The sequence below is a fragment of the Pumilibacter muris genome, from assembly GCF_943193045.1.
GTDB classification, from domain to species: Bacteria; Bacillota; Clostridia; order Christensenellales; family Pumilibacteraceae; genus Pumilibacter; species Pumilibacter muris.
The window spans coordinates 500,817-513,493 of the sequence record NZ_CALPCN010000001.1 but is presented as its reverse complement, the minus strand read 5'-3'; the positions used below and the strand labels follow the sequence as shown (position 1 = coordinate 513,493).

At 46.0% G+C, this 12,677-nt stretch carries 11 protein-coding genes; all 11 read left to right on the top strand.

Annotated features, from left to right (window positions below; genetic code table 11):
• Nucleotides 1-72 precede the first annotated feature (72 nt).
• The 11 genes from NFR62_RS02510 (at nucleotide 73) to smc (ending at nucleotide 12,661) form a co-directional block, all read left to right on the top strand.
• Nucleotides 73-1,431, top strand: coding sequence for an SEL1-like repeat protein (locus NFR62_RS02510; protein ID WP_251613378.1), 1,359 nt, complete (start codon nucleotides 73-75; stop codon nucleotides 1,429-1,431).
• Between the two features lie 4 nt (nucleotides 1,432-1,435).
• Nucleotides 1,436-2,083 carry a hypothetical protein gene (locus NFR62_RS02505; RefSeq protein WP_251613374.1) on the top strand — a complete coding sequence of 216 codons (648 nt, stop codon included), beginning with the start codon at nucleotides 1,436-1,438 and terminating at the stop codon, nucleotides 2,081-2,083.
• A gap of 27 nt (nucleotides 2,084-2,110) precedes the next feature.
• Nucleotides 2,111-3,643 carry an SEL1-like repeat protein gene (locus NFR62_RS02500; protein WP_251613371.1) on the top strand — a complete coding sequence of 511 codons (1,533 nt, stop codon included), beginning with the start codon at nucleotides 2,111-2,113 and terminating at the stop codon, nucleotides 3,641-3,643.
• A 26-nt stretch (nucleotides 3,644-3,669) separates the two neighbouring features.
• The gene (locus NFR62_RS02495) at nucleotides 3,670-4,209 is read left to right on the top strand and encodes a nitroreductase family protein (protein ID WP_251613368.1); all 540 of its coding nucleotides are present in this window, start codon (nucleotides 3,670-3,672) and stop codon (nucleotides 4,207-4,209) included.
• A 150-nt stretch (nucleotides 4,210-4,359) separates the two neighbouring features.
• Nucleotides 4,360-5,079 (top strand): ATP-binding cassette domain-containing protein, encoded by a 720-nt coding sequence (locus NFR62_RS02490; RefSeq protein ID WP_251613365.1) that lies wholly within the window; start codon nucleotides 4,360-4,362, stop codon nucleotides 5,077-5,079.
• Nucleotides 5,080-5,086: 7 nt separating this feature from the next.
• Complete coding sequence (locus tag NFR62_RS02485; RefSeq protein ID WP_338049880.1) at nucleotides 5,087-6,007, top strand: SufB/SufD family protein; 921 nt, start codon at nucleotides 5,087-5,089, stop codon at nucleotides 6,005-6,007.
• A 2-nt stretch (nucleotides 6,008-6,009) separates the two neighbouring features.
• Complete coding sequence (locus NFR62_RS02480) at nucleotides 6,010-6,903, top strand: SPL family radical SAM protein (protein WP_251613362.1); 894 nt, start codon at nucleotides 6,010-6,012, stop codon at nucleotides 6,901-6,903.
• Nucleotides 6,904-6,990: 87 nt separating this feature from the next.
• Nucleotides 6,991-7,179, top strand: a complete 189-nt coding sequence (gene rpmF / locus NFR62_RS02475) for a 50S ribosomal protein L32 (RefSeq protein ID WP_251613359.1) — start codon at nucleotides 6,991-6,993, stop codon at nucleotides 7,177-7,179.
• 123 nt (nucleotides 7,180-7,302) lie between these two features.
• Entirely contained in the window at nucleotides 7,303-8,337 is a 1,035-nt protein-coding gene (gene plsX / locus NFR62_RS02470) for a phosphate acyltransferase PlsX (protein WP_251613356.1), read from the top strand.
• Nucleotides 8,330-8,977: a ribonuclease III family protein gene (locus NFR62_RS02465; RefSeq protein WP_251613313.1), complete on the top strand. Its 648-nt coding sequence runs from the start codon at nucleotides 8,330-8,332 to the stop codon at nucleotides 8,975-8,977. Before plsX ends, NFR62_RS02465 begins: the two co-directional genes overlap by 8 nt.
• 93 nt (nucleotides 8,978-9,070) lie before the next feature.
• Nucleotides 9,071-12,661 (top strand): chromosome segregation protein SMC, encoded by a 3,591-nt coding sequence (gene smc, locus NFR62_RS02460; RefSeq protein ID WP_251613310.1) that lies wholly within the window; start codon nucleotides 9,071-9,073, stop codon nucleotides 12,659-12,661.
• The last annotated feature ends 16 nt before the right edge of the window (nucleotides 12,662-12,677 follow it).

The window sequence follows — 12,677 nt, the reverse complement described above, 5'->3', positions numbered from 1 at the left end:
GCTTATCGCTTTACAAATAAGTGCGAACGGTGCTATAATACATAATATCAAACAACGGGGGTTTTAAATGCAATGTCTGAAAACAAGTTGAAAGAGCTGTTGGAAAAAGCAAATAAGTGTTACGGTGAAAAGAACTATGCCGAAGCTGTCGAACTATATCGTGAAGCGGCGGAAAAAGGCGACGCCGAAGCTTTATATATGCTCGGAATTTGTTACAATTATAAAACGGGTGTTGAAGAAACCGACGAAGAAAAATGCGCGGTTACGGCAAGCGGTTATTTTTTTAAAGCGGCGGAACTCGGTCATGCCCAAGCGCAGTGTTTTGCCGCATTGTGTTGCCTTCACGGAATCGGAGTTGAAAAAGATACCGACAAAGCTGTCGAACGGTTTAAAAAGTCTGCCGAGCAGAATTGCACGCAAGCTATGAATAATTTGGGACTTTTGTGCGAAAACGGAATAGGTGTAGCGGATTCCGAAAAAAGATACGAAGAATCGTTCGCATGGTTTAAAAAGTCTGCCGATTTAAAAGACCCTACGGGGCAACTTTACGTCGGAAAGGCGTATTATGCGGGGCAAGGCGTTAAGCGCGATTATGGCGAAGCCGTTAATTGGTATACGCTTGCAGCCGAACAAGGTTCTGCCGACGCGTTATTCCGTTTGGGCGAGTGCTACGACGACGGAGAGGGCGTTGCTCAAAGTGCGATTAAGGCTTTTGGGCTTTATAAGAAAGCCGCGCAACTCAATCACCCTAAGGCTCAGTGTTATGTGGGGTATTGTTATGAAAAGGGTAGCGGAGTGGCGCGCAACATGGAAGAGGCGATAAGGTGGTACATTGTTTCCGCTCATAACAACTATTTTCAAGCGTATTGTAATTTGGGCTGTTGCTACGAGGAAGGCAACGGCGTTAAAAAAGATATGGCGAAAGCAATAGAAATGTACGAAAAAGGCGCGGAACTCGGCAGCGTTATGGCTAAATATAATTTGGGTAACGTTTACGCTTTCGGAAAAGGCGTGAAAGTTGACAATAAGCTTGCGGTTAAATATTATATCCAAGCTGCCGAAAGCGGATTTGCGGAAGCACAATTTAACCTTGCTCAACATTTATATAACGGCAAAGGCATAGAAAAGAACGACGAAGAGGCGGCGTTTTGGTTTTTGGAAGCCGCGAAAAGAGGCGACGCCGACGCTCAATATAAAATAGCGTGTTTTTATTTGGATGGCATAGGAATAGACGAAGATTCCGAACAGGCTTTAAAATGGTTTACGGCGTCGGCAAATCAAGGCGATTCGGATTCGCAATACTCTTTGGGTGTTTGCTACGAAGAGGGCATAGGTGTAGAGAGCGATATTGCGGAGGCTAAGGAATGGTACGCGAGAGCCGCCGCGCAAGGAAATGCGGGCGCTAAAAAGGCGCTTAAAAGATTGAAATAGAAGTATGGATTTGAAAGAAGTCGAAAAGTACATAATGAGTTTGCCTAACGCTACCAAAAGAGTAATGCACGAATGGAAAAGCGTTCGTTATACTATATACGAAACTGCTTTCGCCACATTGAGCGAAAGCGCAAAAGGCGCAAAACTTACGGTATGGGGACGGCATCCCTCTTATGAAAAAGAGTTTCCAAAAAAAATAACCGCAGCGTCTGAAAACGAACCGCTTCATTTCAGCGACGTATATTTTGAATGTTTGCCCGAAGAGGTTGTTAAAAAGGTAATAGATTACTCATACGGCAAACGCTTAGCGCAACCCATTCGTCCTAAACGCGCTAATGCGGACGGAAACGAAAAGATGCGGTATTGCGGAATAGTGTCGGGATATGCCGAGCCGAATATGCCTGTGGCGAGCAACGGAGCAATTACGCCCGACGAGGCGGCGGCTATGCTCGGAATAGATTTGGAAGCGGAAAGCGAAAACGACGAACTTTTATGGGAAGAACAAACGAACGACGCTGTGGAACTTGAAAGCAGCGGAGAATGGGACAGCATGCCTTATGCCGCCACGATGAAAGATATGAAAACTTTCGCCGAGCTTCGAAAGCGAATTGAGGACATGACCGATTGCGAACTTGGCGACTCCGAAAATTGAGTTTTATTGTAGAGCGGAGAAAGTAACGTGCAAAATAAGTTCGATTTTGACGAAGGCATTATAAAGCTGTTTTATAAGCATAAAGAAAACTTTAACGAAGTAGAAAACGAGACGCAGACAAGAAACGTAAAAGAGCTATGCGACAAAGCTGTAGAATTTTACGATAACGAAGAGTTTGAAAAAGCTGCGGAATGTTGGATGACCGCAGCCCGTTTAGGCGACGACCATGCGGAATATTGCTTGGCGATATGTTTTTCGAAAGGGTTGGGTGTGGAAGCGAATAATGCCGAAGCGTTCAAATTTTTTTTAAGCGCTGCCGAAAAAGGGAACGAATGCGCGCAATACGGTCTTGCCTTATGTTACGAATACGGCGAAGGAGTAAAAACGGATTTTGGCGAGGCTTTCGAGTGGTGTCTAAAATCTGCCGAGCAAAATTACGTTTATGCGCAATACCGCGCAGGGTTGTATTACTCGCATTGCAATGAATTGCCGTTTTCGAAGTCGAAGGCTTTATATTGGTTTACGCAAGCTCAAAAGCAGAATTATGTTCCCGCAAAACACATGTTGGGCGAATGTTATTTTAACGACGAAAAATTCGACGCGGCGTTGGAACTTTTCGAAAGCGCGGCGGCGGACGGCTACGCCCCGTCGGTTTACAGGCTCGGCTACTGTTACGAAAACGGATTCGGAGTACAAAAAGATATTTCGCAAGCGATTGAGTATTACCGCAAGTCGGCGGACGACGGCTATGCGCCTGCGGCATACGTTCTTGCCGAATTTTACGACGGCGGGGAGAAAATAGAAAGAGATTATGATGAAGCGGTAAGGCTGTATCGTGAGGCGGCTGAAGCGGGTTATCCTGCCGCGCAAAACGCATACGGATGGTGCTTTGTTGTAGGAAAGACAGTGAAGAAAGATTTGTACGAGGCTGTGCGTTGGTTCCAAAGAGCGGCAAAGCAAGGCAACATGCGGGCGCAATACAATTTGGCGATATGTTACGAAGAAGGCAAAGGAATAGTTCAAAATTTAGAAAAAGCGTTTTATTGGCATTTGCAAGCCGCCGAACAGGGTGACGACAGAGCGCAACTCCGCGTCGGCTGGTGCTATCAAGTTGGAAACGGAGTGAAAGCTGACGGCGCCGAAGCGTTTAAGTGGCTTAATAAGTCAGCCGCGCAAAATAACGCGCAAGCTCAGAGCGATTTGGGATATTGTTATTTTAACGGTATCGGAACAAAAAGGAATACTGCCGAAGGGTTTAAATATTATTTAAAAGCGGCGGAACAAAACAACGTTAACGCGTTGTATAATGTGGGGTGCTGTTACAGGCACGGCGACGGTGTCAAAAAAGATGCGGAAAAAGCCGTTCAATGGTACGAAAAAGCTTCAGCGCTCGGCAGCGTCGATTCGCAAATTTCTTTGGGCTATATGTACGAACGCGGTTGCGGCGTTAAAAAAGATTTGAAAAGAGCCGCAGAATGGTATAAAAAAGCGCTCGAAAACGGCGAAGAAGCGGCGGCATATATGTTGAGCAAAAAGAAGTTCGCCAAGATTGTTTTGTAATTTTTATTAAAGGAGAATAAAAAACAATGGAATTGCAACAGGCAATGAGTTTACGCAGAAGCGTGCGCGGTTATAACGGTAAAAAGGTTGAAAGAGAAAAACTCGAAGATATTATAAAGGCGGCTTTACTTGTGCCGTCGTGGAAAAATTCTCAGACGTCGCGCTACTATGTTGTTAGCGGAGAAGAAACGTTGTCGGCGGTTAAAGCGACATTGTTTCCTTATAACAAAGCGAACACGGAACTTGCGCCCGTGCTCATAGTTGGCACCGTTGTGCCAAACGTTTCGGGTTTTAATTCCGACGGTACACCTTCAAACGAAATAGGCAACGGTTGGGGGTATTTCGATTGCGGTTTGCAAACTATGAATTTGCTGTTAAAAGCCACAGAATTAGGATTGTCAACGCTTGTAATGGGTTTGCGCGATGCAAGCAAGTTAAAATCGGTTTTAAATATACCCGTTTCAGAATCGGTTGTCGGCGTTATAGCTGTTGGATACAGCGACATTTCGCCCGAAATGCCGCCGCGAAAATCCGTGTGTGAAATTGCCCGCTTTTACGAAAAGTAAAGAGAGTTCGGCGAACTTGGCATATAGAATTTTAGAGAAAAAAATTCGACCTTTTTTGTTGACCGCCGCGAAATTCTTGTCTTTTTTCGGAGTATGTGCTATACTGTTTGCAAACAATAAGCGCATGGCTGAATGCGGAGAAACTACTCAATGATAAAATTCGACAATGTGCGTTTTTCGGTAAAAGACGAAAAAACCGCAGAAGAAAAAATAATATTAAACGACGTAAATCTTGAAATTCGCGGTTCGAATATAACCGCAATCACAGGGCATAACGGAGGAGGCAAATCCACGCTTGTTAAGCTTTTGATGGGCATGGAAAAGCCAACTGCGGGAAAAATATATTATAAAAACAAAGACATAACTTCGCTGGGCGTAACAGAACGGGCGAGACTCGGTTTTTCGGTTGCGTTTCAACAACCGGTAAGATTTAAAGGAATCACTGTCGGAAAATTACTCGAACTTGCGTCGGGAAGAAAGAGAATGGTGGGCGAGCTTTGCGAATACCTTTCGGCTGTGGGGCTGTGCGCTAAAGACTATGTGAACCGCGAAGTGGATTCCACTTTGTCGGGCGGCGAGTTGAAACGTATCGAGCTTGCAACCGCGCTTGCGAAAGGCGGCGACGTGTTTATTTTAGACGAGCCTGAGGCGGGCATAGATTTATGGAGCTTTGAGGAACTTATAAAAACTTTTTCATCGCTTGCCGATAGAACGGTTATAATAGTGACGCATCAAAAAAAGATTTTGGAAATTGCCGACACGATAGTGCTTTTGAATCACGGCACGGAGCCGCAAGCGGGAACGCGAGAGCAAATGCTACCCTTGCTTGCCGAATCCGAAGAAGTATGCGGCAAACTCAGAAGGAATTGAACGTTTTATGATGAACGATACGGATAAAAAACTTCTCGAACAAATCGCCGAATTGCACGGAGTGCCTAACGGCAGTTATAACATTCGAAAAAACGGCGAATCGATTGCCCGTAACTCAACGGCGGATATAGAAATCATTCCTAAAAAAGATAAGAACGGCATAGATATTTTCGTAAAGCCTGGCGTTAAAAACAAGAGCGTGCACATACCTGTGCTTCTTACCGACGGCGGTTTTAAAGATTTGGTGTATAACGATTTTTATGTCGGGAAAGACGCCGACGTTATTATTGTGGCGGGGTGCGGTATACACAACGGTTCTTCGAGCGACAGCGCGCACGACGGGATTCATTCTTTTCATTTGGAAGAGAATGCAAAAGTTAAGTATGTTGAACGCCATGTGGGAACGGGCGAAGGCAGCGGCGGTAAAATTTTTAATCCGGTAACCAAAATCCGCCTTAAAAAGAACGCTTTTATGCTAATGGAAACCACACAGTTCGGCGGCGTTACAAATACCGTGCGCAAAACTTCGGCTACACTCGGCGAAGGCGCTAAACTTTCGGTAAAAGAAAAATTGCTTACAGATAACTCCGAACGCGCGATGTCTGTGTTTTCGGTTAAACTTTCGGGCAAAGACAGCAGCGCCGAAATTGTAAGCCGCAGCGTTGCGAGAGGAAATTCTTTTCAGCATTTCAAATCCGCTTTGGTGGGGAAAAACAAGTGTTTCGGGCATGTGGAATGCGACGGAATACTTATAGGCAACGCGCGCATAAGTTCCACTCCCGAAATAGACGCCGCGCATAAAGACGCGAGCTTGGTTCACGAAGCGGCTATCGGCAAAATAGCGAGCGAACAGCTTTTAAAGCTTATGACGCTCGGACTTGACGAAAAAGAAGCGGAAGATACTATAATTCAAGGATTTTTGGAATAAGTATGGAGTACATAACTGCAAAGTCCGTTTTGATGGTAACGGACAGCGACGAATGGTTCGGTAGCGAATACAATATAAATCTTTATCGCGGTTGCAGTCACGGTTGCATATATTGCGACAGCCGCAGCGACTGCTACGCAATCAAACATTTCGATACCGTTAAGGCTAAGCGTAACGCGCTCGAAATTCTTGCCGACGAATTGTCGCGCAAGCGAAAAAAGGGAATAGTGTCGCTCGGTTCTATGAGCGACAGCTACAATCCTTGCGAAAAAGAACTCGAACTTACGCGCGGAGCTTTAAAACTTTTGGACCGCTACGGTTTCGGCGTTACTTTGGAAACAAAATCGGAACTCGTTTTGCGTGACGCCGACGTTTTAAAATCAATATCGTCGCATTCTCCCGTTATAGTCAAGTTTACGGTTACCACGCCTTACGACGAGCTCGCAAAAAAGCTCGAACCGAAGTCGAGCTCGCCGAAAAAGCGATTCGCAGCTTTAGAGACGCTTTCGAACGCGGGGTTATTTACGGGAGTGCTTATGACACCGATACTTCCTTTTATAGAAGACGACAGCGCAAGCGTGATTTCATTAGTAGATAGAGCCGCGTCGGCAGGGTGTAAGTTCGCTTATGCGGGGAGAGCTTTCGGCGTTACGATGCGAGACAGCCAACGAGCGCACTTTCTCGACAAGGCGGAAAAACTTTTTCCGGGCATGAAAGCCCGCTACCTCGACGCATTCGGCGACGATTACTTTTGTATTTCGCCGCGTTCTGGCGAACTTATGAAAACTTTTACCGAACGTTGCTTGCAAAAAGGATTGCTATATACTATGGATCCCATTGTTGCGGAGAGCAAGCGCCCGTATGAAACGCGGCAGATTTCTCTCTTTGATTTTTGAAATTCGCCCGAAAACATTTGACAACGTATGTCCTAATATGTATAATAGTATAGCATGATTAAAATTCGTTGATAGGAGGTGCTAAATATGGCAGTACCCAAGCATAAAGCGTCGAAAAAACAGAGTAACTCGCGTTTTGCTAATTGGAAAGTTAAGAGTTCTTCGATTAGCGAATGCCCTCAGTGTCATGAAATGAAGCAGAATCATAGAGTTTGCAAAGTTTGCGGATACTATGACGGTGTGAAGAAGATTGACATTAAGCAGGAAAAAGAGTAATTATAGTCTTAAAACGCTTATTCAATGGCTCCGCATACAGTTGCGGAGTCGTTTTATTCTATAAGGAAAAGTATTATTGCGCAAATTTATGCGCAACGATTATATTGATAGGAGAGAAAATTTATGAAGATAGTTGTGGACGCTTTCGGCGGCGATAATTCTCCGCGCGCTCAAATTGCGGGCGCAGTAGAGTTTTTAAAAGAGCAAAAAGGCGCCGACATAATTTTTACGGGCGATAAAGCCAAAATAGAGAGCGCGTTGTCCGAATTTAAATACGACGAGTCGAGAGTTTTTATAGAACATGCGCCCGACGTAATTTCTAACGACGAATCGCCTACTGCGGCAATTCGCGCCAAAAAAGATTCGTCGCTTGTTCGGGCTTTCGATTTGCTTAAATCGGACGACGATATTAAAGGTATGTTGAGCTCGGGCAGCACGGGCGCGGTGCTCACGGGAAGCGTGCTTAAAGTGGGAAGAATAGACGGCGTGCAACGCCCCGCGCTTTCCCCGCTTTTGCCCACTAAGGGAGGCGGCAGAGTTTGTTTAATAGATTGCGGCGCAAACGTGGATTGCCGCGCCGACTTTTTGGTGCAGTTCGCTCTTATGGCAGTGTGTTATATGCGCTCGGTTGAAGGTCTTGAAAATCCGAGAGTGGGGCTTGTTTCCGTCGGCGTTGAAGACCATAAGGGTAACGCTCTCACGAAAGAGGTTTTCGAAGCTTTAAAGAAGTTGCCTATAAACTTTTTGGGCAATATGGAAGCGCGCGACGCCGTTTCGGGAGAATACGATATTCTTGTGGCGGACGGATTTGTGGGCAACGTGCTTTTAAAGTCGGTTGAAGGAACGGCGGGCATGGTAATGAGCGAGCTTAAAAGCGCTATTATGAAGTCTACGGCGGCGAAATTCGGCACTCTGTTTATGAAAAAAGCGTTTCGCACTCTCAAAAAAGATATGGACTATAACGCTTACGGCGGCGCGCCGTTTTTGGGAGTTAAAAAGGTGGTTGTTAAAGCGCACGGCGCCGCAAATCCCGCCGCAGTTCTTGCGGCTCTTCGTCAGGTTAAAAAAATGGCTGACGCCGACCTTGTAGGCAAAATAAAATCCGAAATGGAAAAGCTTGCCGCGCAAACGGTTTCGCAGGACGGCGAAAATGCGTGAGAGCGAACTCTCCGAAGTAGAAAAAATAATAGGCTATGTTTTTAAAAACCGTTCGCTTTTAAACCAAGCGCTCACAAACGAATCTTATGTGAACGAGCACGGTGGAACGGGCAACGAGCGTCTCGAATTTTTGGGCGACGGACTTTTGAATTTTATAGTTGCCGAATCGCTATATAATTCGGAAAACAGCGACGAGGGCGTGCTCTCGAAAGAACGCGCCGAAATCGTTTCGCGTTCGCCGCTCTCGAAAGCTGTTGACGACATGGGGCTTATGCGCTATTATTTGCTCGGGAAAGGCGCCGAAAAAAATTTGCAGTCAATAAGCGAGAAATTCAAATCGAATATTTTCGAATCGGTGCTCGGCGCTATTTATCTTGACGGAGGAATGAAGTCCGCAAAAGCTTTCGTTAAATTCAAATTGCTTGATAAGCGATACCGTGCCGCGCGCGATTATAAGTCGGAGCTGAAAGAAAGAGCGGAAGCAAACGGCATCGGGTATTCGTTTAAAACCGAGCCGAGCGAACGCGGATTTTCAAGCGTGTTATCCGTGTGCGGAAAAGAATTTTACGGAAGCGGAAGAAAAAAAATCGACGCCGAGCAACAAGCGGCAAAAAACGCGCTCGATTCGCGCGCAATATAAATAACGCCGTGTCAATCGTTTGATTTTTACTCGTTTTTTTGATACAATTATACTAAAATAACAGTTAATTTTGCTACTTAGAGGAAAGTTGGTTTGAAGTTTAAGAAGTTGGAAGTTGCCGGTTTTAAGTCTTTTGGCGACAGGCTGGAAGTTAAATTCGGAGCGGGTGTTACCGCAATCGTAGGTCCTAACGGTTGCGGCAAAAGCAACGTTGCCGACTCTATTCGTTGGGTGCTCGGCGAGCAATCGGCGAAGCTTTTGCGTGGTAATTCCATGCAAGACGTTATATTTAACGGAACGGAAAACCGCAAGTCGCTTTCGTACTGCGAAGTAAATCTGTATTTCGACAACACTGAAAAATTGTTTCCTTCGCTTGATTACGACGAAGTTGTTATTTCGCGTAAGTTGTACCGTAGCGGCGAAAGCGAGTATTGCTTAAACCGCACACCGTGCAGACTGAAAGATATAACCGAATTATTGCGCGACGGCGGCATGGGAAGAGAAGGCTATTCGATTATAGGACAGGGCAGAATAGAAGAACTTTTGCGCGCGAAGCCTGAAGACCGCCGCGCGATATTCGAAGAAGCTGCGGGCATATCTAAGTTTAAAGCTCGCAAGCTCGATTCGGAGCGCAAGCTTGCGCGCACGCGCGAAAATCTTGTTCGCATAGACGACATTTTGCACGAAAAGGCGTCTATGCTCGAACCTCTCACAAAGCAGTCGGAAGCGGCGCGAAAATGGTTGGAACTTAGAGACAAGCTCAAAACTCACGAAATAAATATTTACATATATCAATACGATTCGGCAAGTCAGGCGAAAGCCGCGATTCAAAACAGGCTCGACGGTGTGACGCAGGAAATAGAGTTGAGACAAAAGGATTGCGACGACGCGACCGTTCAATACAACGAGGCGCGCGAAAAATACGGCGCAACCGACAAAACGGTTAATTCGCTGCGCGACGAATTGCTTGAACTCACCGTAGGAATCGAAAAAGCGGCGGGCGACACTAAGGTGTTGAAAGAACGTCTATCGTATCTTGAAATGCAAAACGAGAATCTTAAAAAAGAACTCGAACAGCATAACGAGGAATACGAACAAACCGAACGGTTTATTGCGGCGGGCTCCGAACAGCTTTTAAAAACGGAAGAGGAACTCAAAAGCGCGCGCATAGAGGCGGAAAAATTCAACGAAGAATATTGCGCGGTTGTGGATACTCTCACTCAGGGCGAAGGCGAGGTAGAATCGAATCACAGAGCCGTAGTGGAAGCTATGGATAAACTCACCGAAATTCGCGCGAATATGTCGAGACTCGTAGCCGAGCGCGACGGATTGAATTCGCGTATCTCTGACCTTGACAGGCGTATTTCGGCATGCAAAGAAAAACTCGATTCGGGGCTTGCCGCAACGGAAAGACTTGATAACGAGACGGGCGACAAAATTAAAGAAAAGAACGCTCTATCCGAAAAGCTTGAAGTTTTATACGAAGAAAATAGTAATTGCGTAGCCGAAATAAGCAGAGCCGCAGAAAAGATAGATTCTATCAGTGCAAAATATCACGGCGCGAAAACGCGGCATGACATGCTTGTTAATTTGCAACAGTCTTACGACGGTTTTGTGCTAAGCGTAAGAAAACTCATGACGGAAGCTAAGCAAAACAAAGAGCTTTCGTCGAAAATAGAAGGCGTGGTTGCATCGTTACTGAGCGTGAGCGACGGATTTGAAACCGCGATAGAAATGGCGCTCGGAAATGCGGTTCAGAATATAGTTACCCGCACTGAAGAGGACGCAAAATATTTGGTGGAATTTTTAAAGCGCACAAGGAGCGGCAGAGCAACGTTTTTGCCCATATCCGCCGCAAAGCCGCGTTCCCTCGAATCTGAATATCGCAGACTTTTAAGCGAAAGCGGAGTTTGCGGCGTAGCTGTGGATTTGGTTTCGTTTGACCCAAAATACGAAGCCGTGTTTTCGGGACTGTTAGGGAACACCGTTGTGGTGGATAATATGGACACGGCTATTGCGGTTGCGCGCAAGTCGCGTTACGGATTTAAAATCGTTACGAAAGAGGGCGACGTGCTTACGCCGCACGGTTCCATTACGGGCGGTAGCAAAAGGGCTGATTCCACGAACGTGTTCGGTTACGATAAAGAAATCGAAACGTTTGCGGCGCAAATAGCCGAGATGGATAAAAAGTTGACCGAACTTAACGCTCTTCGCGACGAAAAGGCGAAATTGCAACGAGTAACGAGCGAACAAATTCGCACCGTAAGCGAAGAAGTGCACAAGTTGGAAGTGGAGATTGCAACTCGAACGGAAGCCCTCAGTAAGTTTAAAGCCGCCGACGAAGAGTTGCGCGCCGAACTTGAAGGGCTAACGGAAGAGGAAACCAAAGCTCGGCTCAGGATAGAAGAAATTACGCGCGACGTAGACAGCGTGGGCGAGCTTGAACAAATTGTTCTCGGAAAGAAAGACAGTGCCAATGAAAGCGGCGAAGAACAAAGGCATCAATTCGATGCTTTGAGAAAACAACGCAACGAGCTTCACGAAATGATGACGAGCGCTCGCGTGCGCGTTTCCACACTCGAAGCCAAGTATTCGGCTATCGACGGTGAAATAGCGCGACTTAAAGCCAATATGGAATCTATTGCGGCAAAGTCGCAATACGAGACGAAACAGATTGCCGACAACGACGTTCTTATTAAAGAACTCGACGCAACGATTACGGAGTCTATGAACACCGAAAATTCTGCCGACAGTAATCGCGTTAAAGAGGTGAGGTATAAGCTCGCCAATCTTGACGAGTATAAGCAAGAGCTTAACGAATCAATAGCCGCGCTCGACTCCAAACGCATGGCTCTTGTGGAAGAACTGAACAAGTTGCACGAAAAGAAAAGTCGGGAAGAAATGCAACTTGCCAAAGTAGATACAGACATAGAAATAATGCAACAGAAAGTTAAAGAGAATTACGAGCTCGAATACGACGACTGCTTGCCGTTTAAAGAAGAAAATTACGACCTTGCGAAAGGCGTGGCGGAAGCCAACCGTTTAAATAGGCAGATGAACGCGCTCGGACACGTTAACCTCGATTCCATTGAGCAGTGCAAAGAGATGTATGCGAGCTACCATGAAATGGACGTTCAGCGCGAAGACCTTGTTAAAGCGGAAAACGATTTGGTGAAAATAATCAACGAATTGTCGGCTGAAATGCTCGGAAAATTCACAAGCCAATTCGAACAAATACGAGTAAACTTTGTAAAGATTTTCAAAGAATTGTTCGACGGCGGCAACGCCGACTTACTGTTGCTCGACAGCGAAAATCCGCTCGATGCGGGAATAGAAATTGTGGCTCAGCCTCCCGAAAAGAAGTTGCAGAGCATATCGCTTCTTTCCGGCGGAGAGCGCGCTCTTACGGCTATAGCTATTTTGTTTGCGATACTTCGGCTTAAACCTATGCCTTTTTGCGTACTCGACGAAATAGAGGCGGCGCTCGACGACGCGAACGCGGGAAGGTTTGCAAAATATTTGCGCAGATTTTCGGAAGACACTCAATTTATAGTTATAACTCACCGTAAGCCCACTATGGAACTTGCCGACAGTTTATACGGCGTTACTATGGAAGAAAAAGGCGTGAGCAAAATAGTGTCGGTTAAACTGAGCGACGCCATTAAAATGGAAGAACAGCAATAACGTTGCTAAAAGGAGA